The sequence below is a fragment of the Cellulomonas persica genome, from assembly GCF_007989825.1.
Lineage (GTDB): Bacteria > Actinomycetota > Actinomycetes > Actinomycetales > Cellulomonadaceae > Cellulomonas > Cellulomonas persica.
In genome coordinates this window covers 229,424-251,511 of the sequence record NZ_BJUA01000004.1, presented here as the reverse complement: position 1 = coordinate 251,511, position 22,088 = coordinate 229,424, and the positions used below count along the sequence as shown (strand labels likewise).

Sequence of the window (22,088 nt, the reverse complement as noted above, 5' to 3'; positions counted from 1 at the left end):
GGTCACGGTCACTGGGCGCGGAGCGCGTCGATGGGGGCGAGGCGTGCGGCACGGGTCGCCGGGTACACGCCGAAGACGAGGCCGATGCCGACGGCGATCGCGACCGAGCCGGCCACGGCCGCGCCGGACACGACGACCGACGTGTCGAGCACGTCGGGCAGCCAGGTGGCCCCCGCGATGCCGAGTGCCGCGCCGAGCACGCCGCCGCCGAGGCCGAGCACGGAGGCCTCGACCAGGAACTGGCGGCGGATCGCCCACGGCGGCGCACCGAGCGCCTTGCGCAGGCCGATCTCGCGCGTCCGCTCGGTGACGGAGACGAGCATGATGTTCATGACGCCGATCCCGCCGACCAGCAGCGACAGCGCCGCGATACCGGTCAGCAGCACGGTCAGCGTCCGGTAGACGGCGGTGGCCGTCGAGACCAGCGAGTCCTGCGACGCGACCGTGAAGTCTGCCGCGTCGCTCGACGTCGCGCCGTGCAGGTTGAGCAGGATCGTCGTGACCTCCTGCGACGCGGCCGACAGCTGGTCGGCGGACGCCGCCTGCACGTAGATCGTCGAGAGCGAGCTGCGCTGCCAGCCGCCCACGAGCGACTCGGCCATCGTCGACAGCGGCACGACCGCGAGGTCGTCGAGGTTCGCGTCGCCGCTCGCGCCCTGCTCCGCGAGCACGCCGACGACCGTGAAGTCCGTCCCGGACATCGTCACGGTCTGGCCGACGATGTTCGTGCGGCCGAACAGCTCGGTCGCGGTCTGCGACCCCAGCACGACGACCGCCGCGCGCTCGGCGTCGTCGTCCGCGGTCAGGAACTCCCCCGACGCCAGGCTCCGCGAGCGCACGTCGAGCCAGCTCTCGGTCGTGCCCGTGACGGTCGTCGTCCAGTTGGTGTCGTTCGCCTCGAGCGAGAGCGAGGTCTGCTTCTCCGGGGCGACGCCCGCGACGTCCGGCGCCGCCACCTCGGACGCGAGCGCGTCCGCGTCGGAGCGCGTCAGGGTCGCGGCCGAGCCGAACCCCCCGCGCAGGCCGTCGGTCGACGTGCTCGAACCGGGCGTGACGATGAGCAGGTTCGAGCCCAGCGCGCTGATCTGCGCGGACACGTCCTTCTGCGTGCCCAGGCCGAGGCCCACCGTGAGGATGACCGCCGCGATCCCGATGAGGATGCCCAGCACCGTCAGCGACGAGCGCAGGCCGTGGCTGCGGATCGCGGCCCAGCCGGTCCGCAGCGTCTCGGTCCAGGTCATGCCCGACCCTCCGCCGGTGAGGTGACCGCCGGCGAGTGCTCATCCTGCGCGAGCCCGTCGAGCACGTGCACCACGCGTTGCGCGCGCCGCGCGACGTCCGGCTCGTGCGTGATGAGCACGATCGTGCGGCCCTGCGCGTGCAGCTCGTCGAGGAGCGCGAGCACCTCGTGGGTCGACGTGGAGTCGAGGTTGCCCGTGGGCTCGTCGGCGAGCAGCAGGTCCGGGTCTCCGACGAGCGCGCGAGCCACGGCCACGCGCTGCTGCTGACCGCCGGACAGCTCGCCCGGGCGGTGGTGCAGGCGGTCACCGAGCCCGACGCGCTCGAGCGCCTCGGTCGCGCGCGCCCGCCGCTCGGCGGCCGCCACCCGCCGGTACTGGAGCGGTAGCTCGACGTTGCGCAGCGCCGACAGCGCCGGCAGCAGGTGGAACTGCTGGAACACGAAGCCGATCCGCCGGTTGCGGACCTGCGCGAGCTCGACCTCGTCGAGCTGTGCGACGTCCTCACCCGCGAGCCGGTACTCGCCCTGCGTGAGCGTGTCGAGGCACCCCAGGACGTTCATGAGCGTCGACTTCCCGGAACCCGACGGGCCGACGATCGCGACGTACTCGCCGCGCCCGATCCGCAGGTCCACGCCGCGCAGCGCCTCGAACTCGATCGAGCCCGTGCGGTACGTCTTGCGACCGGCGACGAGGTCGATGACGGGCGCGGGGTCGTCGTCGCGGTCCTCACGGCGGTCGTCACGGCGGTCGTCACCGCGGTCGTCGTGCAGGTCGTCGTCGAGCACGACGGACCCGAACAGGTCAGCCATTGCTCGGCCCCCCGCCACCGAACATGCCGCCGAGGTCACCGCTCGGTGGCATCGGCATCTGCCCACCACCGAAGTCGGGGAGCTCACCCGGCTGGCCGCCCAGGCCCGGGAACGTGCTGTCGCCACCATCGCGGTTGCCGCCGACCGAGAACGTCTGCAGGACGACCGAGTCACCCTCGCTCAGCCCCGACGTGATCTCGACCGTCGACCCCGACGTCTCGCCGGTCTCGACCGTCACGGTCTGCGTCGTGCCGTCGTCGGCGACCTTCGTGACCTGCGACGTGCCGTCGTCGGCGCGCGTCACCGCGAGCGCCGGGACCGTCAGCACGTCCGTGCGGCGCTCGTAGATGATCTCGACGTCGACGCTCACGCCGTCGTGCAGGGTCTGCGTAGGCAGCGTGACGTCGACCGTCACCGGGAACGACGCGACGCCCGTGCTGGTGCTCGAGACCAGACCGATCTCTCCGACGACGCCGAACAGCGTCTCGGTGAGGTCGTCGGAGGTCATCTCGACCTGGTCGCCGACCTCGATCAGCGCGACGTCCGACTCGTCGACGCTCGTGGTCACCTGCCACTCCTGCGTCCCGACGATGACGAGCTGCGCCGACGAGGCCGTCGAGCTGTCCGACGGTCCGCCGGAGGAACCGCCCGGGTCACCCGACGAGCCGCTGCCCGACACCACGTCGCCCACCTCGAGGTCGACGCTCGTGACCAGACCTGCGGCGGGCGCGACGAGCGTCGCGTCGCCCATCGCCTCGGACGCGTCGTCGTCACGCGCCTGCGCGACGTCGACCTGGGCCGCCGCGGCGTCGATCTGCGCCTGCGCGACCTCCGAGCCGTCGTCGTCGTCCTGGGCGTTCGCGAGCGTCGCCTGCGCCGAGACGAGCGAGGCCTTGGCGTCCAGCAGGTCCGCCTCGAGCTCGAGCGTGTCCACCGTCGCGAGCCGCTGCCCCTCGGTGACGGTGTCGCCGACGGCGACGTCGACCGAGGTCACCGTGCCCGAGACCGCGAACGACACGGACTCCTTCACGGTCGGCGTGAGCGTGCCCGTGCCGGAGACGGACTTCTCCATCGTGGTCAGGCTCGCCTGCACGGTCCGGGTCGTGGCCTCGTCGGCCTCCGCGGGTCCGGTGTCACGCCACCAGACCCACCACGCACCGCCCGCGAGCAGCGCCACTGCCGCGACGGCGGCGATCGACCTGCCTACCCACCGACGTCTCACCCGAGCCGTTCTGCGCACCGTTCCTCCTGACGTCCTGGCGCGAACGTAGGGGGAGGACCTGGGGCGGCGATGTGACGAACCTGTGAGCGACCTGGGAGCGCAACGCTCTGGCCTGCGCGAATGGGGCAGACGGTGCCCTTCAGACAGGCAGGAGGAGCCCGTCCTCGACGAGTCCCCGCACGGTCGGCAGCACGTCGGCCGCGACCGCGTCGGCGCCGGTCCCCAGCAGGGCGCCGAGCGCGCCGACGATCTGCCCGACCGCGAGCTCGCCGTCGCACGCGCCGACGAGGCCCGCCGTGGCGGTACCGACCTGCACGGCTCGCCCGAACCCGCCGCCCTGCCGCAGCAGGACGACCTGCGGGTCGACCGCGCCCGGCGTGAGGTAGCGCTCCTCGGTCACGTCGGGCGCGACGCGCAGGCGTTCGTGGGCCAGGGCGTCGTCGTCGCGCGCCGCCAGCCAGTCGTGCGCCGCGAGGGCCGCCGCGAGCACCGGCCCGAGCGGCTGCTGGACCGTGCCCGTCACCTCCTCGAGCCGGCGCAGCCGCGCGCGGGACTCGTCGTGCGGGCGGCGGAGCGTCACCACGCCGAACCCGACCGCCTCGACGTCACGGCTCGCGAAGTCGTCGAGCCATGCGCCGTACCGCTGCGCCCAGCCGTCGGGGTCGCGTTCGGGCGACGTCCCGCCGTCGCGGATCCACGTCTCGGCGTACTGCGCCGGGTCGAGCAGCTCGCGCTGCACCACCCAGCCGTCGAGCCCCGACGCGTCCAGCCACTCGCCGACGCGCGCGTCCCACGGCTCGCCGCGGCGCACCTCCCAGTTGCCGAGGAGCTGCGCGAGGCCCCCGGGCGCCAGCACGTCGCCGACGCCCGCGACGAGGTCGCGCACCAGGTCGTCGCCCGAGCGGCCGCCGTCGCGGTACTCGTACGCCGGGACGTCCGCGCGCCGCGGCGTGATGACGAACGGCGGGTTGCTCACGACGAGGTCGAACCGCTCACCCGCGACGGGCTCGAGCATCGAGCCCTCCCGCAGCGCGAGCCTGTCCTCGCCGATCCCCGCGAGCGCCGCGTTGAACCGCGCGAACGCGAGCGCCCGACGCGAGATGTCGGTGCCCGTGACGTGCGTGACGTGGCGCGACGCGTGCAGCGCCTGCACGCCGCAGCCCGTGCCGAGGTCGAGCGCGCGGGCACGCTCGTCGCGCACCGTGACCTGCGCGAGCGTCGTGGACGCGCCGCCGACGCCGAGCACGTGGTCGGTCCGCAGCGCACGTCCCGTGGCGAGCTCGCCCAGGTCGGACGCGAGCCACCACGTCGCCTCGCCGTGGCCGTCGACCGCCGCGTACGGGCGCAGGTCGACGAGCGCGCGCACCTCGTCGTCGGTGCCGTTCCCCGCGGCCGCGACGAGGCCGAGCCGCTGCGCACCGTCCGTGCCGACCCACGTGAGCGCCCGGTCGAGCCCGGTCCGCGGCACCGCGCAGCCGAGGACGAACAGCCGCGTGAGCGTCGCGAGCGCCTCGTCGTCGCCGCCCCGGGCCACCGCGGACGTCGTCGCACGCAGCGCCGGGACGACCTCCTCGCGGTGCAGCGCGCCCGCCGCGACCGGCCCGAGCAGCGCCTCGACGTGCTCGACGTCGAACGCGACACCTTCCAGGTCCGCGCGCAGCGCGTCGATCAGGTCCGGGACGTGTCGGGGAGCATCCACGCGACCATCTTCCCCGAGCGCGTGCGTGCGCACGTCCCCTCGCCGCGCGAGCGACGCTCGCTCAGACGTCCCCGTCGACGGCGTCGTCGGCGTCGTCGTCCGGGCTGTCCCTGCCGTCGAGGCCGAAGAACCGGGCCATCTCCGCCAGGTGGACCCCCAGGTCGTGCACGCCGCCCTCCAGGCTGTATGCCTCGACCGGCGCCTGGTCGTCGTCCGCGCCGTACCGCGTGCGCGTCCAGCCGCCGTCGAGCTCGTCGGTCGCGACCGGCTCGGTCGGGACGCCGAGCACGTCGGTCCACTGCTCGATCGCCTCGCCGAAGTTCGGGTAGAAGAGGATCGCGTCGTCCGTCCCGTGCCACAGCTGCACGCGCGGGCGCGGACCCATGTAGCCGGGATACGCGGCGCGCGCCAGGTCGCCCCACTCCTGCGGCGTGCGGTCGACCTGGCCGCGCCAGCACTCCGGGCTGCGCGCGGCCGGACGGGTCGGCCCGGGCGGCGGGTCGTCCGTCGCGGCGCAGCCTGCGGGCACGCCCGCGAACGCCGCGCCGGCCGCGAACACGTCGGGGTAGGTGGCCAGGAGGACCTCGGTCATCATCGCGCCCGAGGAGTACCCGAACGCGAACACCCGGTCCGTGGCGTACGCGTCCTGCACGTGCGCGACCATCTGCGCGATGCTCTGCGAGTCGCCCCCGCCGTCGCGCGTGAGGCTCTCGTGCGACGCGACGTCGAAGCAGTGGCCCGCGCGGTCCGCCTGCGGGTACACCACGAGGAACCCCTGCTCGTCGGCCAGGGCCTCGATCCCGGTCTCCCGGAAGGCGTCGGCCGAGCCCGAGCAGTAGTGGATCGCGACGACGACCGGCGCCGGGTCCGCGAGCTCGGCGGGCTCGTACTGGTACATGCTCAGGCCGCCGGGGTTCGTCCCGAAGTCCGGCACGGGCCCGTACGTCCCCGGCAGGTATGTCGGTCCGGGTGAGCCGTCGGTCGTCGGTCCGTCCGACGCGCGTGCGGCCGCGGTCGTGGGTGCGTCGTCCGCGTCAGACGAGCACGCCGCGAGCGCACCCGCGGCGACCGCGAGCGCCACGCCCAGGCCGACCACCCGCCTCGACCGCATGCCCGCTCCCCCGTCTCTCGTCGACCCGTTCGTCGTCAGCCCGTTCGTCGTCAGCCCGTTCGTCGTCAGTGCTGCAGGAGCCACGCGAGCTCGGCCGCCAGGAGCGCGCGGCGGGACGGGCTCGCGAACGCGGCGGCATCGTGCCCGAGCGCGTCGTACAGCACCTTCGTCGGGCCGGGGACCGTCCACACCACGGGGTGCTCCCCCGCGGTGCCGTCCTCGCCCGCCTCGTCGGGCGTGACGTCCGCGACGACGAGCACGTGCACGCCCTCGGACACCGTCAGGTCCGCGTAGCGCTCGTCGTCGGACGTGACCTCGCGCAGGCTCCACGTGACCGGGTGCTCGTCGTCGACGGCCCGGAACGTCGCCGGGCCGTACGGCGGGTGCCACGAGCGGCCGAGCACCCAGCGACCGCCGATCGTCGCCGCCCAGCGCGGGTCGTCCGCGAACGCGTACGCGGCCTCGTGCACGCCGAGCACGGCCGTACCGGCGTCGACGAGCGCCTGACGCGCGTCGTGGAACCGGCGCCAGCCGGCGTCGGTGGCGTCGGCGGACCCGCCCTCGTCGGGCCCGGCACCGGCGGCTGCGCCCTCGTCGGCGCGGGTCCCCGGCTCGTCGCCGGGCGGACGCGGCATGCCGCCCGCGACGACGACGAGGAGCTGCGGGCCCCACTCGAGCAGGCCCGGCTCGTCGAACGTCTCGGGCCGTGTGCTGCGCACCCTGACGTCGTGCCCGAGCGCGCGCGCCACCTGCGCGACCTCGTCGGCCTGCGCCACGGCGTCGTGCCACGGGTCGGTGTACCTCCCCGCACCCGCCAGCACCAGCACCGTCGCCACGACCCCACCCAACATGCGCACGACCCGGCCCCGCAACCCCCGATCCGGCGGCCGGGGTGCGCGGGCAGCGGTACCGAGGCCCGGACGACGAGAGCGCGGCCCCGGTGGTCGGGACCGCGCTCTCGTGCCAGGACGTCCGCGTCAGACGGCAGGGATCCGGTCGGGCTGCTCGAGTGCGTGCGCGAGCGCACCCTCGCGGTCCACCTTCGCCGCGCGCAGGCGGCTCGCGATGACCGCGCCGAACGCGATCGCCGCGGCCACGAGCGCGATCGCCAGGCGCAGCGCCGTGTTGGCGTCCGCGCCGAACGACACGACGACGATGGCCGGCGCGATGAGCACCGAGACCAGGTTCATCACCTTGATGAGCGGGTTGATCGCCGGGCCGGCGGTGTCCTTGAACGGGTCGCCGACGGTGTCACCGATGACGGCCGCCGCGTGCGCGGGCGAGTTCTTCCCGCCGTGGTGGCCGTCCTCGACGATCTTCTTCGCGTTGTCCCACGCGCCGCCGGAGTTCGCGAGGAACACCGCCATGAGCACGCCCGCGCCGATCGCTCCGGCGAGGAAGCCCGCGAGCGGGCCGATGCCGAGGCCGAACCCGACCGCGATCGGCGCGAACGCCGCGAGCAGACCCGGCGTGGCGAGCTCGCGCAGCGAGTCGCGCGTGCAGATGTCCACGACGCGGCCGTACTCGGGCCGCACCTCGTGCGTCATGATCCCCGGGTGCTCGCGGAACTGGCGCCGCACCTCGAGCACGATCGCGCCGGCCGCGCGGGTCACGGCGTCGATCGCCAGGCCCGAGAACAGGAACACGGTCGCGCCGCCCAGGATCACGCCGACGAGCGTGACGGGGCTGATGATCTCGTAGTTCATCATCGCGGCGACCAGGTCGTCGACGGGCGCGTTGCCGACCTCGGCGATCTTGGACGCGACCGCGTCCGCGTACGAGCCGAACAACGCGGTCGCCGCCAGCACGGCCGTCGCGATCGCGATGCCCTTCGTGACGGCCTTCGTCGTGTTCCCGACCGCGTCGAGGTCGGTGAGGATCTGCGCGCCCTCCTCGGTCACGTCGCCGGACATCTCGGCGATGCCCTGCGCGTTGTCCGAGACCGGCCCGAACGTGTCCATCGCGACGATCACGCCGACCGTGGTCAGCAGGCCGCAGCCCGCGAGCGCGATGAGGAACAGCGACAGCGCGACGTTGCCACCGGCCAGGAGGAACACGCCGCAGATCGCCGCCGCGATGATGCCCGCGGTGTAGACCGCGGACTCGAACCCGACGCCGATGCCCGAGAGCACGACCGTGGCCGGGCCCGTGCGGGTCGTCTCCGCGACGTGGAGCGTCGGCTTGCTCGTCGTGCCCGTGAAGTAGCCGGTGACCCACAGGATGACGCCCGCCAGCAGCACGCCGATCGCGACGGCCGCCGTGGCGATGAGCCGCGGGTCGCCGCCCTCACCCGCGAGGTCGGCCGTGCCGCCCGTGAAGTCCGCGAACGAGCCCGGCAGGTAGACGAACGCGGCGATGCCGGCGAGCACGACGCCGACGACGGCCGAGATGTAGAAACCGCGGTTGATCGCGGTCAGGCCGCTCTCCGAGCCGCGCACGCGCGTGATCGCCACGCCGAGGGCCGCGACCAGCGCGCCGACCGCCGTGACGATGAGCGGGAACACCAGGCCGTGCTCGCCGAACGCGGCCTTGCCCAGGATGAGCGCCGCGACGAGCGTCACCGCGTACGACTCGAACAGGTCGGCCGCCATGCCCGCGCAGTCACCGACGTTGTCGCCCACGTTGTCCGCGATGGTCGCGGCGTTGCGCGGGTCGTCCTCGGGGATGCCCTGCTCGACCTTGCCGACCAGGTCCGCACCGACGTCGGCGGCCTTGGTGAAGATGCCGCCGCCGACGCGCATGAACATCGCGAGGAGCGCGGCGCCGAAGCCGAAGCCCTCGAGCACCGCGGGCGCGTCGCCGCGGTACAGCAGCACGACCACCGCGGCGCCCAGCAGGCCGAGGCCCACCACGGACATCCCCACGACCCCGCCCGTGCGGAACGCGATGCGCGCACCCTCCGCGCGGCCACCCGGCAGCGACGCGGCCGCGGCCACACGCAGGTTCGCGCGCGTCGCGAGCCACATGCCCAGGAAGCCGATCGCCGCCGAGAAGGCGGCGCCCACCAGGAAGAACACCGAACGTCCGAGCTTCACGCCGCCGTCTCCCGGCAGCAGGAACAGCAGCGCACAGACGACGACCGCGAACAGCGCGAGCGTGCGGAACTGCCGGTTGAGGTACGCGGACGCGCCCTCCTGCACCGCCTTGGCGATGTCTTGCATCGACGTCGTGCCATCGCCTGCCGCCAGCACCTGACGCCGCAGCACCGCCGCGACGACGAGCGAGGCGACCGCCAGACCAGCGATGACCCCGACGATCGTCAGGCTCGTGGAACCGAGCTCGACCATGCACCCTCCTCGGACCCTCGGACGCACCCCCTGCACGTCCTCGCGCACGGCCTCGTTGCCGCGCGATCGGGGAAGTCTAGCCAGGCCCAAGGTCCCAGACGTGACCGGCGGGTAACCGGTGTCCGGACCTGGCGTGACGACCGGCCGGACAGCACCGCTGTGCGCTGCAACGATTCCGAGGTCGGCGGACGTCGAGAAGATGTCAGGACGACGAGCACGACGACTTGCACGACGAGGGAGCGCGGGTGCGCAACGACGACGCCGACCGGCTGCTGGCCGATCTCGTGCACCGGCGAGGTCCGGCGCTCGTCGGCTACGCCCACCTGCTGTGCGGCGACCACGTCGCCGCGCAGGACGTGGTGCAGGACGCGCTCGTGCGCGTGTTCGGGCGCCTGCGCCGCGGCTTCACGCCCGACTCCGCCGAGGCGTACGTGCGGCGCGCGGTGCTCACGGTGTTCCTCGACGAGCGGCGCTCGTCGGCGCGGTTCGACCGCGTGCGGCACGTCGTCGCCACGCCCGACGAGGCCGCCGGCGCGGGCGAGAGCGACGACCGGCTCGACCTGGGCCGCGCGCTCGACGGCCTCGGCCGGCAGCACCGCGCCGCCGTGGTGCTGCGCTACTACGACGACCTGACCGTCCCCGAGGTCGCGGCGCGCCTGGGCGTGGCCGTCGGCACCGCGAAGCGCTACCTGCACGACGCGCTGCGCCAGCTCGAGGACGAGCTCGGCCCGCTCGACGCCGACGACGAGGTGGCCCCGGTCGTCGCGCACCGCACGACTGCGGCAGGGCCGACGCCGGGCCTCGGCGGCGGTCCCCCCGCCGACCCGACCCCCGGTCCACCGACGAGGGCGCGGACCGGCCCTCGACCCGACTCTCGACCGAGCCCGTCCACGCGGCCCGACGGAGGTGCCCGATGACCGAGTTCCGCGACCGCCTGCACGACCTCGGCGACGACCCGCGCGCCCAGCGCCCGCTCGAGGACCTCGACGTCGTCCTGTCCCGCGTGCGCGGGCGTCGTCGGCGCCGCACGCTCGCGCTCAGCGGCGTCGCCGCGGTCGCGGCGGTGGGGATCTGGGTCGGCGGCTCGACGCTCGCCGTCGGCCTGCGCCAGCCCCAGGTGGTCCCCGGCCAGGTCACGCCGACCGCCACGGCCGGATCGTCGACGGACGGTGCGAGCACGCACGGCGCGAGCGCCGCACCGGTCGTCCTGCCGGCGCCGCGGAGCACCCCGCGCGCCCCCGGCGACCTGTGCGGCTACGACACGCAGCACCTCGTGGACCGCCTCAGCGCTCCCTCGGCGACCGTCAGCACCTCCCTCCTCGACGACGAGGTGCGCTCGGGGTCCGCGGCGCGCACGCTCACGTCGGTGCACCTCGACCTCGAGGGCGCCCGGCTGGACCGTCTGACGCTCGCGCTGGCGCGCGACGGCGTGGTCGTCGCGACCGCCGACGCCCCGGCGCTCGGCGACGCGAGCACCGCCACCCTCGTCGCCGCCTGGGCTCCCGCCGCGGTGTGCGACGACGGCGCGGGGTCGTCGGCCGGGGCCCCTCTGCCCGCCGGGACGTACGAGCTGTTCGTCTCCACGCGCGTCGGCGGCGAGGCCCGCGGCGAGACGCACACCGAGCTCGTCGGGCCGCTCGAGATCGTCGGGACCGCCGACGAGGTGACACCCCTGCCGGCTTCGACCGCCGACCCCGCGCTGCCGGCGCTCGGGTGGATGGAGACCGTGTGCGGGCAGAGCGCACCGCAGTGGCCCGAGGGCTCGCCCGTCGAGATCGACGCGACGCTGCCCGCAGACGGCGTCACGCCGTCGCCCGACGGCTGGCACCTGCCCGTGACCGTGACCTACACCGGCCCGGGCGTCCTGAGCGGCACCGCGCGCGCGTACGCGACGTACTGGCTGCTGCGCGACGGCGTCGTGGTCGCAGGCTCCGAGCTCGGCCCCGGCGACGCGGGCCTCGAGCACGTGGTGCTGCCGACGGGGCTGCCGGTCCCGATGGACGTGACCCTGGCGTCGCCCGGCGACGCGTCGGCCACGTGCGACGGCGAGCCGCTGCCTCCGGGCGACTACGAGCTGACCGTGCTGTACCTGGTCCTCGACCCGGCCCTGGTCCAGCCCGACGGCTCCCGGTTCACGGCCTCCTCCCAGGAGCGCGTCCTGCTGACCCGCAGCGCACCCCTGCCGATCACGCTCGCCGGCTGACCCACCCCGTGCCGGTGCGTCGCGCCGGTTCGTCGTCCCGGCGGCTGGCTTCGTCGGTCCGGCACCGGTTCGTCGGTGCGACCCGACGAACCGGTGCGGGAACGACGAAGCGGCTCGGCTCGTCGCGCTGATGGCGACGTCGACCGGGTGAGCCTTGCCATGCACTACAACGGTTCGCGAGGGTTCGTCGTCTGGGCTGGTGAGGACGGCGCACCGCCGGCCTCGTGACCGGATCGAGGGGGACGTGGGCGACGACGACGTGCTGGCGACGCTGGCCCGCGAACGCGGGCGGGCGCTGTTCGGCTACGCCTACCTGCTGACGGGTCAGGCGCACGCGGCCGAGGACCTCGTGCAGGAGGCGCTCGTGCGCACGTTCGCGCGGCGACGGGTCGGGTTCACGCCCGACTCCGCCGAGGCGTACGTGCGGCGCGCGATCCTGTCGACGTTCCTGGACGACGCGCGTCGGCGGCAGCGGTGGTCGGGCGTCCGGCACCTGCTGGGCCGGCACGACGAGCCCGCCCGCGACCCCGCACCCGCGGTGGGAGCCGTGCTCGACGTGCGCGCCGCCCTGGCGACGCTCGCGCCGCAGGAGCGCGCCGCCGCCGTCCTGCGTTGGTGCGAGGACCTCACCGTGCCGGAGGTCGCGGCCCGCATGGGCCTGGCCGTCGGCACCGTCAAGAGGTACCTGTCCACCGCCGGTCACAAGCTCGAGGCGCTGCTCGGTCCGCTCCCGGACGACGAGACGGTGCCACTCACCTCCGGGAGGACCCGGCCATGACCGAGCACCACGACCAGCCCCGCAACCCGCTGTCCGACGCGCTGTCGGCCGCCGAGCACTCTGCCGCGGCCCGCGCCTACGAGGTCCCCGTCGAGCTGGTGCGCACGCGCGCACGGCGTCGTCGGGCCGGTCGCACGGCCGCCGCGGCCGGTGCGCTCGCGCTCGTCGTCGCGGGCGTCGCGGTCGCCGTGCCGCGCCTCGCGGACGGCGACGGCGGACTGCGGCTCGCCGCGGACGCGGACGCGCCCGCGCAGTGCAGCGTGTCGCCGGCACAGATCCGTGCGGGCGACGGGGTCGTCGGTGCCGACGGTGGGGACGGCGGATGGGTCGTCGAGACCAGGGTCGTCCCCGGCACGCTCCAGCCCGCACGGCAGGGGCGGTGGGCCATGGCCGTGAGCACGTCCGCGGACATGCAGGCCGCCGACTACGTCGGCACCCCGCTGGGTGGCTCGATCGCGACGTCCGTCGTGCTGGTGCGCGACGGTGCGGTGGTCGCCGTGCTCGACGGCTCGTACGACATGTCGCTCGAGGAGGCCCGGAGCGTCGCCGTCGACATGCAGCCGCAGCCGTTCCCCCTGGACGTCGACCTGGCGGGCACCTTCGTCTCGTGCGAGACCGGCGAGGACGCCGTCCTCGACGCGGGCACGTACGAGCTGGTGGCGACCTCGACGATCCGCTTTGGCCTCGCGGCCCGCGGCTCCGACGTGCCGGGCGACTCGTACGACGCCCGTTCGACCAGCGAGCCGCTCCAGGTCGTCGTCCCCGCCGGGAGCAGCACGCCGCTCGCCGGCCCGACGACCTGCGGCGCCACCGACGACGAGCTGCGGGACCTCGCCGACCCGCAGACCAACCCGGCGCCGCTGCTGCTCAGCGCGAGGTCGGTGCCGCGCACCGCTGCGTCCGGCAAGAACCTGTCGTTGCAGCTCGCGGTCACCAACGACGGCCCCGCGCACATCGACGCCCGGACCGGCTACCCCGAGGTCGTCCTGGTGCGGGAGGGTGTCGTCGTCGGCGGCCCCGGCCCCATCGAGGCCATCGGCATCGACCTCTCGCTCGACCCGGGTGCGTCGACGCCGCTCGACGCCGGGACGCTCCTGCTGAGCTGCACCGACGACACCACGCCGCTCGAGCCGGGCGACTACGAGATCTGGGCGCTGTCGACGTTCACGCCGCTGGGTCCCGACGGCGCGCGGGAGACCGACGCCGACGACTGGTCCGCCGCGGCCGGGCCGTGGCCGCTGCAGGTCACCGGCGACGCGGTCGTCGACGACCAGATGCCGGGGCTGCTCGAGATGACGTGCGGCACCTCCGCCGACGAGCTCGCGCAGTGGGCCGCGATCACGCAGGAGTCGCCGCTGGCCGTCGAGGCGACCGCGGCGCCGGCCGACGGCGCGCTCTCCGTCACGGTGACGAACAGCGGGGACGTCCCGGTCACTCTCCTGCCCGATCATCTGAGTGCCGGGCTCTCGGACGGCGAGCAGGTGGTGGGCATGGGCCTGACCGCGATGTACGACGCGACCACGACGACGCTCCAGCCGGGCGAGTCCACGACGTTCAGCACCACCTACAGCGACCCTGAGGGGTGCGACGGGCCGCTGAGCACCGGGACCTACGACACCTGGGCGGCCCTGGGCGTGACCGTTGACGGCACCCCGAGCACTCTCGTCGCCGGCCCCGTCCCGGTGGAGCTCGCCACGCCCTGACCTCGTCGAAGGCGAACCCGCACTCCCACGTCGACCAGCCCTGCGCGGTCGGCGGCGGCGAGGTCGGCAGTCCTGCGCGAGGTCGGCACTCCGGACTGCCGATCTCGCGCCGGAGTGCCGCCCTCGCCGGTGCCCGCTCATGTCGAGCTCCCACCTCACGCTCACCCGCTGAGCCGCGTCGGCGTGAACGCAGGGTCAACGAACTCGGACCCGGGGTCCAGCCGGCGCCCAGTGTTCGCCCAGGTCAGGCTGGCTGAATCGAGGTCGTTCCCAGCCCCGACCTCTGGAGCACCACGTGTCGCCCTACGCCCTCTACGCGGCCGATCTCGTCGCGATCCTCGTCCTCACGTTCGCCGTCTACCTGCCCCGGCACCGGCGCCGCGACCTCGTCGTGGCGTTCCTCGCGGTGAACGTCGGGGTGCTCGCGGTGTCGGCGGCGCTCGCGCAGAGCACGATCGCTGCGGGGCTCGGGCTCGGGCTGTTCGGCGTGCTGTCGATCATCCGGCTGCGGTCCACCGAGCTCGCGCAGCACGAGGTCGCCTACTACTTCGCGGCGCTCGCGCTCGGGTTGATCGGCGGGCTCGGCACGACGTCGATCGGCCTCGGGGTCGGGCTCATGGCGGCGATCGTGGCGGTCGTCGCGTTCGCGGACAGCCCGCGCCTGCTGCACCGGCTGCGACAGCAGATCGTCGTGGTGGACCGCGCGATCGCCGACGAGACCGCGCTCGTCGCCCACCTCGAACGGCTGCTCGGCGGGCGGGTGCACTCCGCGACCGTGCAGCGGCTCGACCTGGTCAACGACACGACGACGGTCGACGTGCGCTACTCGGCGGGCACGCTGCCGTTCTCGTCGGACGAGCCCATGGGCGCGACGGGCGTCACCGGCTACCCGCACGCCGAGCCTCAGGGGGCGGGGTACCAAGCGGGGTACGAGCGGGCCGGCAGCGTGCAGCCGGAGCCGCTGCGGTGAGCGCGGCGGACCTCGAGCGGCGCCTCGCGACGCTCACCGCAGTCGGGCTCGCGGACCTCGACGAGGCCGGCGCAGGGCTCCTGACCCGCGTCGACCGCAAGTACGTGCTCCCCGCGGTCGCGCTGGCGACGCTCCCCCTGACCGACGGCGCACGGGTGCTCGAGATCGAGGGTCGCCGCACGTCGCAGTACGCGTCGGTGTACTTCGACACTCCCGCGCTCGCGAGCTACCTGGGCGCGGCGCACCGTCGGCGAGGCCGGTACAAGGTCCGCACCCGCACGTACGCGGACTCGGGCGACTGCTTCGTCGAGGTCAAGACCCGCGGCGCACGCGGCTCGACCGTCAAGCTCCGCCAGCCGCACGACGGCGCCGCGCACGAGCTCACCGACGACGCCCGGCGGTTCACGACGAGCACGCTCGGCCCGGCCCGGCCGCTCGACGGCCCGCTGCGCCCCACGCTCGCGAACCGCTACCGCCGCACCACGTTGCTCGTCGACGGCGGCCGACCCGGCGCGATCGCCCGCACGACGATCGACACCGACCTGGTGTGGGTCGACGTCGAGACCGGCGACGAACGCCCGCTCGGCCCGCTGGTCGTGATCGAGACCAAGACCGGCGCGTCGCCGTCGGTCACCGACCGGCTGTTGTGGCGCCACGGCCACCGGCCCGTCCGCATCTCCAAGTACGGGACGGGGATGGCCGTGCTGCACCCCGAGCTCCCGCTGACCCCCTGGCGCCGCGTGCTCGACCGGCACATCGAGCCGTACGAGCGCCTGACCGCTGGCGTCTGAGCCGGCCCCCGAACCCGCCCGAGCCCACGACCACGCCTGAGTCCGAGGAGGACCCCATGCGCACACCCCTGAAGCGAGCCGCGATCCGCGCGGCCGTCCCCGCGACCGTCGTCGCCCTGATCCTGGCCGGGTGCACGGCGCAGGACGACTCGTCGTCGACGTCCCCGACCTCGACCACCGCCGACACCGGCACCGGCACCGGCACGACCATCCCGGCGTCCACCGACGCGGACCTGACGGTCGAGTCCGCGATGGCCCAGAACACCGCACCGCACGAGGTCGACGCGTCCTACGACGAGTCCACGGCGGTCGACGTGACGCTCGCCGACGGATCGTCGTCGTCCTCGTCGGACGCCGTGAGCGTCGACGGTGACACCGTGACGATCTCCGCGGGCGGCACCTACCGGCTGTCCGGGACGCTGGCCGACGGGCAGGTCGTCGTCACGGCCCCCGACCAGGACGTGACGCTCGTCCTCGACGGCGTCGACCTGACGAGCTCGACCACCTCACCGCTGCAGGTGCTCGAGGCCGACGACGTGCACGTCGTGCTCGCCGACGGCAGCGACAACGGCCTGACCGACACCTCCGCCTACGCGGACGACGACGAGGCGAGCGGCGCGCTGTTCAGCGCGGGCGACCTGACGATCACCGGCGACGGCTCGCTGGACGTCACGGGGAACGGCAACGACGGGATCGTCGGGAAGGACGGCCTGGTCGTCGCGTCCGGCACGCTCACGGTCGACGCGGTCGACGACGGGATCCGCGGCAAGGACTACCTCGTCGTCGAGGGCGGCACGCTCACCGTCACGGCGGGCGGCGACGCGCTGAAGTCCGACGACGACGAGGACGCGACACTCGGGTACGTGCTGGTGAACGACGGCACGATCGACCTCACCGCGGGCGACGACGGCCTGACCGCGGCGACCGACGTGCTCGTCGCAGGCGGCACCCTGGACGTCACCACGGGCGGCGGCGCGGACGCGACCGTGGCCGACGACGCCTCCCCCCAGGGCCTCGTCGGCGACGCCGCGGTCGTCGTCGGCGGAGGCACGCTGGCGGTCGATGCGGCCGACGACGCGATCCACTCCGACGCGGTCGTCTCGATCACGGGCGGGGCGCTGACGCTCGCATCTGGTGACGACGCCGTGCACGGCGAGTACGCGCTGCAGGTCGCGGGCGGGACGCTCGACGTGACGCAGGCCGTCGAGGGGCTCGAGGCCCAGGAGATCACGATCCTGGACGGCACCATCACGCTCGTCACCAGCGACGACGGGCTCAACGGCTCGACCGCCGACGGCTCCGCCGACGAGACCGCGACCGGCGACCAGGCCCAGCAGGGCGGCGGCTTCGGCGGCGGCGGGGGCGGCATGGAGGCGGCCGACGAGAACGTGTCCGTCATCATCGCGGGCGGCACGCTCGTCGTCGACGCCCAGGGCGACGGCCTGGACTCCAACGGGAACCTGACCATGACCGGCGGGACGGTCGTCGTGTCCGGCCCGACGAACGACGGCAACGGCTCGCTCGACTACGCCGGGACGTTCGAGATCACGGGCGGCGAGCTCATCGCCGTCGGGTCCTCGGGCATGGCGCAGACGCCGTCGGGCGGCACGCAGTCGTTCGTCGGGATCACGCTGTCGCAGCAGGGCGCGGCCGGGGACGTCGTGCAGGTCGTCTCGTCCGACGGCGACGTCCTCGCCTCGTTCACCGCGGTCAAGCCGTTCTCGTCGGTCGTGTACTCGTCCCCCGACGTGGTCGACGGCGCGACGTACACCGCGGTCCTGAGCGGGACCGCAGGCGACGCGGTCGCCGGGCCCCTCAGCCGCGGCGGCACGGCCGGGACGACGACCGCCGGCACGGGCACCGCGGGCGAGGTCGCGGCAGGCATGGCCGGCCCCGGAGCTCCTGGCGGCGGCATGTCGAGCGGTGAGCGTCCCGGCGACGGCCAAGCGCCCGGGCGCCAGCCCGCTCCGCAGGCCACGTCCAGCGACGCTTGACCGGCCACCGCGCTCACGCCCGTGGCGAGGCCGCTCCGGGATCGGCTTCGGTCCGTCGCCGGGCGCGGCGCTACCCCTGCGCCGACGACGTCTCTCCGGTCCCCAGGCGCGGGAGGGCGGGTGCGTCGTCCGTACGCGGCACGGGCGAGCCGAGGAGCAGCACGTCGCCCGCGAAGTCTGCGCACGACGTCGGGAGCTCGACGCCGTCGGCCCGGAGCTGGCTCGCAGGCACGAGTGTGCCCGCGACGCGCAGGTCGTCGCCGATCCGGAACGGCTCGCTGCTCGAGCTGGCGATCCACGTCAGCGCACCCCGCAGCGCGTCCCACTGCCACATCGGCGGGTTCACGGCCACGAGCGTGTCCGGCGAGATCGCCAGGCACCCGTCGAGCACCCCGAGCCGTCCCACGACGACCGGCCCGTCCGCGACCGCGTCCCGGACGATGCTCACGGCCGAGACCGGTGCCGCACCCGGGTCCGGTCCGTCGTCGGTGAGCGGTCCGACGAGCAGTGCGGCCACACCGCCGACGACGGTCACGGCTACGGCGGCTGTCAGGGCGACAGCCCGCCCGTGCCGCCGGCGCCCGACGAGCCCGTCCGGCCCCGGCGTTGGCGCTGTGACGACCGTCAGGCGCCCTGACCGGCGCCGCGGGACCTCGTCGGCCGAGCGCGCTCGCGCCGGTGCGGGGTCCGCTCGCCCCGGCTCGGGGTTCGCCGCCGGCACGTGCTGCGGGCTCGTCCCGGCGGCGGCGCGCACGAGAAGGTCGTCGGCCTCCGCGTCGACCTGCGCACGGAACGCCGCCGCGAAGTCCTTCTCGGTGATCTTGACGCTCATCACGACCTCCTCGGGTCGGCGACGGACAGGCGGCGCAAGGCCTGGTGCGCGGTCACGCGCACGGTGCTGCGGGACATGCCCAGGACGCGGGCGATCTCGCGGTCGTCCAGGTCCTCGATGTAGCGGAGCGTGAGGACCGCGCGGGCGCGGGGCGGCAGGCCGGCGATCATCGAGACGGCCGCGTCGACCGACTCGACGTACGCGTACTCGTCGGGCGCGACCGGCTCGCGACCGCCCGAGGCGACCACTGCCGCCTCCCGGCCGCGCACCTGGTCGAGGTAGAGCCGCACGAGCACGGTGCGCGCGTAGGCGAACGGGACCCGCGCGGTGCGCACCTTGTCCCAGTGCACGAGCAGGCGCACCGCGGTGTCCTGCACCAGGTCCTCGGCTGCGGCGGCCTCGCGGCACATGCCGAGCGCCACGCGCAGCAGCGCACGCCGATGCTCACCGACGAACTGCGCCACCTCGTCGTGCGTCCCCCGCTCACCCGACGCATCCCCGACGTGCGTCCCCCGCTCACCCGACGCATCCCCGACGAGCTCGGCACTCGCGCGCGAGGTCGGCACCCCGGACTGCCGCGCTCGTACGAGACTGCCGAGCTCTCGGGCGTCGGCTGCATCGCGACGCGCGTCGCCCCGCCCGGCGCTCGTCGGCGCGTCTGTGCCCATACCCAGGAGACTGCCGCAACCCACCCAGGTGTTTACCCCCACCGGCGCGGGTCTCGTCGGACCGGGTGGGGGGGTCAGGAGGGGCGGCGGGTGGCGGCCAGGGCTTGCTGGTACTCCGTGGTGGTGCCGTCCGGGCGGACCTCCTGGAGGACGTGGTCCTCCACGCCGAGGTCGTGGAGCGTCGCGGTGAGGGCGCGGACGTCGTCGTCGGACAGCACGGTGGGGTCCACGGTGGTGCGGACCTGCACGTCGACGCCCGAGTCGAGGACCATGCGCAGGCTCGCGAACGCCTGGTCGGCGGCCGTGGTCTCGCCGCCGACGCGCGTGATCGCGCGGTACAGGTGCCGCGGGGCCTTGACGTCGAACCCGATCCAGTCGACGAGCGGCAGCAGCGCCTCGAGCTTGCGCGGGTACGCGCCGCCGGTGTGCAGACCGACGCCGAACCCGCGGTCACGGACCTCACGCATCGCGTCGACGAGCGCGGTCTGCCGCGTCGGCTCGCCGCCGGAGAACACGACCCCGTCGAGGAGCCCGGCACGACGAGTGAGGAGCTCGCGCACCTCGCGCCACGGGACCTGACCCGGCGCTCGCGGGTCGAGGATCGCGTGGTTGTGGCAGTACGTGCAGCGCCACGGGCAGCCCTGCAGGAAGACGGTCGCGACGAGCCGGCCCGGCCAGTCGCACGACGACATGCGCGTCAGCCCGGCGATCACCAGATCGCCCGCGCACGCCTCCGAGCGCCCGCCGAGCGTGAGCGCGGCCGCTGGGCCCACCCCCGGCACGAGCGGGCCGCCGACGCCGGGGCCACGGGCCGCCCGGCCCGCTGCCCCGGGCGCGGCGGTGGTGCCGCGTGCAGGGGGCAGCGCCCCCTCGTCGTCGGACGACGAGGGGCGCTGCCCCACCGACGCGACTGTCACGCGAGCGCCGCCACGGACTCGCGGAAGTGCGTGCGCTCCGCGTGCTCGCCCTTCTTGCCGACGTTGAACGACGAGACGGGGCGGTGGTAGCCCATGACGCGCGTCCAGACCTCGCACTCCTGCATGCGGCCGACCTCGGCGCACTTGGGGCACTCCTGGTGCTCGCCCGCGAGGTAGCCGTGGTTCGGGCAGATCGAGAACGTCGGCGTGACCGTCAGGTACGGCAGGCGGAAGCGGGACAGCGAACGGCGGACCAGCTCGCGCGCGGCGTCGGGCGTCGACAGCTTCTCCGACATGTACAGGTGCAGGACCGTGCCGCCCGTGTACTTCGTCTGCAGCTCGTCCTGCCGCTCGAGCGCCTCGAACGGGTCGTCGGTGAAGCCCACGGGGAGCTGCGACGAGTTGGTGTAGTACGGGTTGGCGTCCGTGCCGGCCTGCAGGATCTCGGGGAAGCGCGCGCGGTCCTCCTTGGCGAACCGGTACGTGGTCCCCTCCGCGGGCGTCGCCTCGAGGTTGTAGAGGTGGCCGGTCTCCTCCTGGAACTCGACCATCCGCGCGCGCACGTGGTCGAGCAGGCGCACGGCCATCTGGTGCCCGCGCGGGTCGGTGATGTCGTACTCGTCGCCGGTGAAGTTGCGGATCATCTCGTTGAGGCCGTTGACGCCGATCGTCGAGAAGTGGTTGTCGAGGTTGGCCAGGTAGCGCTTCGTGTACGGGAACAGGCCCTGCTCGATGAGGTTGCCGATCACGTCACGCTTGAGCTCGAGGCTCGTGCGCGCGAGCCCGAGCAGCTCGTCGAGACGGGCCAGCAGCGCCTGCTCGTCGCCCGCGTGCACGTACCCCAGGCGCGCGCAGTTGACCGTGACGACGCCGATCGAACCGGTCTGCTCGGCCGAGCCGAACAGCCCGTTGCCGCGCTTGAGCAGCTCGCGCAGGTCCAGCTGCAGGCGGCAGCACATCGAGCGGACGTCGCCGGGCTTCATCTCGGAGTTGATGAAGTTCTGGAAGTACGGCAGGCCGTACTTCGCGGTCATCGCGAACAGCGCGTCCGCGTTGGCGCTGTGCCAGTCGAAGTCCTGCGTGATGTTGTACGTCGGGATCGGGAACGTGAAGACGCGGCCCGTGGCGTCGCCCTCGGTCATGATCTCGATGTACGCGCGGTTGATGATGTCCATCTCCGGCTGCAGGTCGCCGTACGTGAAGTCGCACGGCTCGTCGCCGACCATCGGGACCTGGTCCTTGAGGTCGTCCGGGCAGACCCAGTCGAACGTGAGGTTCGTGAACGGCGTCTGCGTGCCCCACCGGCTCGGCACGTTGAGGTTGTAGACGAGCTCCTGGATGCCCTGCTTGACCTGCTCGTACGTCAGGGCGTCCGTACGCACGTACGGCGCCATGTACGTGTCGAAGCTGCTGAACGCCTGCGCACCGGCCCACTCGTTCTGCATGGTGCCGAGGAAGTTGACGATCTGGCCGATCGCCGCGGAGAAGTGCTTGGCCGGACGCGCGTCGACCTTGCCCGGGATCCCGCCGAGGCCCTCCTGCAGCAGCGTGCGCAGGCTCCAGCCGGCGCAGTAGCCGGACAGCATGTCGAGGTCGTGGATGTGCATGTCGCCCTGGCGGTGCGCCTCGCCCACCGCCGCCGGGTAGACCTGCGAGAGCCAGTAGTTCGCGACGACCTTGCCCGCCGTGTTGAGGATCAGGCCACCCAGCGAGTAGCCCTGGTTCGCGTTGGCGTTGACGCGCCAGTCGCTGCGGTCCAGGTACTCGTCGATCGACGACGCGACGTCAACGGTGACGGGCGCGGTCGGGCTCGTGGTGGGGGCCTGCGCGGCGGGCTCGGACATGGCGGGTGCGCTCCTTCGA

General features: G+C 74.1%; 18 protein-coding genes. 7 read left to right on the top strand and 11 right to left on the bottom strand.

Annotated features, from left to right (window positions below; all coding sequences use genetic code 11):
* Positions 1–8 precede the first annotated feature (8 nt).
* The 7 genes from CPE01_RS05955 to CPE01_RS05925 form a co-directional block, all read right to left on the bottom strand.
* Entirely contained in the window at positions 9–1,241 is a 1,233-nt protein-coding gene (locus CPE01_RS05955) for an ABC transporter permease (RefSeq protein WP_146805714.1), read from the bottom strand.
* Positions 1,238–2,050 (bottom strand): ABC transporter ATP-binding protein, encoded by an 813-nt coding sequence (locus CPE01_RS05950; protein WP_146805713.1) that lies wholly within the window; start codon positions 2,048–2,050, stop codon positions 1,238–1,240. Before CPE01_RS05950 ends, CPE01_RS05955 begins: the two co-directional genes overlap by 4 nt.
* The gene (locus tag CPE01_RS05945) at positions 2,043–3,272 is read right to left on the bottom strand and encodes an efflux RND transporter periplasmic adaptor subunit (protein ID WP_146805712.1); all 1,230 of its coding nucleotides are present in this window, start codon (positions 3,270–3,272) and stop codon (positions 2,043–2,045) included. The genes CPE01_RS05950 and CPE01_RS05945 overlap by 8 nt, the downstream gene beginning before the upstream one ends.
* A gap of 139 nt (positions 3,273–3,411) precedes the next feature.
* Positions 3,412–4,971: a DUF7059 domain-containing protein gene (locus CPE01_RS05940; RefSeq protein WP_146805711.1), complete on the bottom strand. Its 1,560-nt coding sequence runs from the start codon at positions 4,969–4,971 to the stop codon at positions 3,412–3,414.
* A gap of 61 nt (positions 4,972–5,032) precedes the next feature.
* On the bottom strand, positions 5,033–6,166 hold the full coding sequence (locus CPE01_RS05935) for an extracellular catalytic domain type 1 short-chain-length polyhydroxyalkanoate depolymerase (protein WP_222592874.1): 1,134 nt from the start codon (positions 6,164–6,166) through the stop codon (positions 5,033–5,035).
* Entirely contained in the window at positions 6,148–6,918 is a 771-nt protein-coding gene (locus CPE01_RS05930; RefSeq protein ID WP_146805710.1) for a ThuA domain-containing protein, read from the bottom strand. The genes CPE01_RS05935 and CPE01_RS05930 overlap by 19 nt, the downstream gene beginning before the upstream one ends.
* Before the next feature lie 141 nt (positions 6,919–7,059).
* Complete coding sequence (locus tag CPE01_RS05925; RefSeq protein WP_146805709.1) at positions 7,060–9,369, bottom strand: sodium-translocating pyrophosphatase; 2,310 nt, start codon at positions 9,367–9,369, stop codon at positions 7,060–7,062.
* Between the two features lie 245 nt (positions 9,370–9,614).
* On the opposite strand from CPE01_RS05925, the gene CPE01_RS05920 reads away from it, so the two are divergent.
* The 7 genes from CPE01_RS05920 to CPE01_RS05890 all read left to right on the top strand — a co-directional run bounded on the left by CPE01_RS05920 (position 9,615) and on the right by CPE01_RS05890 (position 17,808).
* On the top strand, positions 9,615–10,286 hold the full coding sequence (locus CPE01_RS05920) for an RNA polymerase sigma factor (protein WP_222592873.1): 672 nt from the start codon (positions 9,615–9,617) through the stop codon (positions 10,284–10,286).
* Positions 10,283–11,572 carry a hypothetical protein gene (locus CPE01_RS05915; RefSeq protein WP_146805707.1) on the top strand — a complete coding sequence of 430 codons (1,290 nt, stop codon included), beginning with the start codon at positions 10,283–10,285 and terminating at the stop codon, positions 11,570–11,572. Before CPE01_RS05920 ends, CPE01_RS05915 begins: the two co-directional genes overlap by 4 nt.
* A gap of 244 nt (positions 11,573–11,816) precedes the next feature.
* Complete coding sequence (locus tag CPE01_RS05910) at positions 11,817–12,350, top strand: sigma-70 family RNA polymerase sigma factor (RefSeq protein WP_146805706.1); 534 nt, start codon at positions 11,817–11,819, stop codon at positions 12,348–12,350.
* Entirely contained in the window at positions 12,347–14,053 is a 1,707-nt protein-coding gene (locus CPE01_RS05905) for a hypothetical protein (protein ID WP_146805705.1), read from the top strand. Before CPE01_RS05910 ends, CPE01_RS05905 begins: the two co-directional genes overlap by 4 nt.
* A gap of 295 nt (positions 14,054–14,348) precedes the next feature.
* Positions 14,349–15,023, top strand: coding sequence for a DUF4956 domain-containing protein (locus CPE01_RS05900; protein ID WP_246783768.1), 675 nt, complete (start codon positions 14,349–14,351; stop codon positions 15,021–15,023).
* The gene (locus tag CPE01_RS05895; RefSeq protein WP_146805704.1) at positions 15,020–15,814 is read left to right on the top strand and encodes a polyphosphate polymerase domain-containing protein; all 795 of its coding nucleotides are present in this window, start codon (positions 15,020–15,022) and stop codon (positions 15,812–15,814) included. The genes CPE01_RS05900 and CPE01_RS05895 overlap by 4 nt, the downstream gene beginning before the upstream one ends.
* 56 nt (positions 15,815–15,870) lie before the next feature.
* Positions 15,871–17,808 carry a carbohydrate-binding domain-containing protein gene (locus CPE01_RS05890; protein ID WP_146805703.1) on the top strand — a complete coding sequence of 646 codons (1,938 nt, stop codon included), beginning with the start codon at positions 15,871–15,873 and terminating at the stop codon, positions 17,806–17,808.
* A 70-nt stretch (positions 17,809–17,878) separates the two neighbouring features.
* Here CPE01_RS05890 and CPE01_RS05885 read toward each other — a convergent pair whose 3' ends face one another.
* The 4 genes from CPE01_RS05885 to CPE01_RS05870 form a co-directional block, all read right to left on the bottom strand.
* Complete coding sequence (locus CPE01_RS05885; RefSeq protein ID WP_146805702.1) at positions 17,879–18,640, bottom strand: hypothetical protein; 762 nt, start codon at positions 18,638–18,640, stop codon at positions 17,879–17,881.
* Positions 18,640–19,206: an RNA polymerase sigma factor gene (locus CPE01_RS05880; RefSeq protein WP_186811422.1), complete on the bottom strand. Its 567-nt coding sequence runs from the start codon at positions 19,204–19,206 to the stop codon at positions 18,640–18,642. Before CPE01_RS05880 ends, CPE01_RS05885 begins: the two co-directional genes overlap by 1 nt.
* 176 nt (positions 19,207–19,382) lie before the next feature.
* Positions 19,383–20,210 (bottom strand): anaerobic ribonucleoside-triphosphate reductase activating protein, encoded by an 828-nt coding sequence (locus tag CPE01_RS05875; protein WP_371861984.1) that lies wholly within the window; start codon positions 20,208–20,210, stop codon positions 19,383–19,385.
* 11 nt (positions 20,211–20,221) lie between these two features.
* A complete protein-coding gene (locus CPE01_RS05870) occupies positions 20,222–22,069 on the bottom strand; it encodes a ribonucleoside triphosphate reductase (protein WP_146805699.1) in 1,848 nt (615 codons plus the stop codon).
* Positions 22,070–22,088 lie beyond the last annotated feature (19 nt).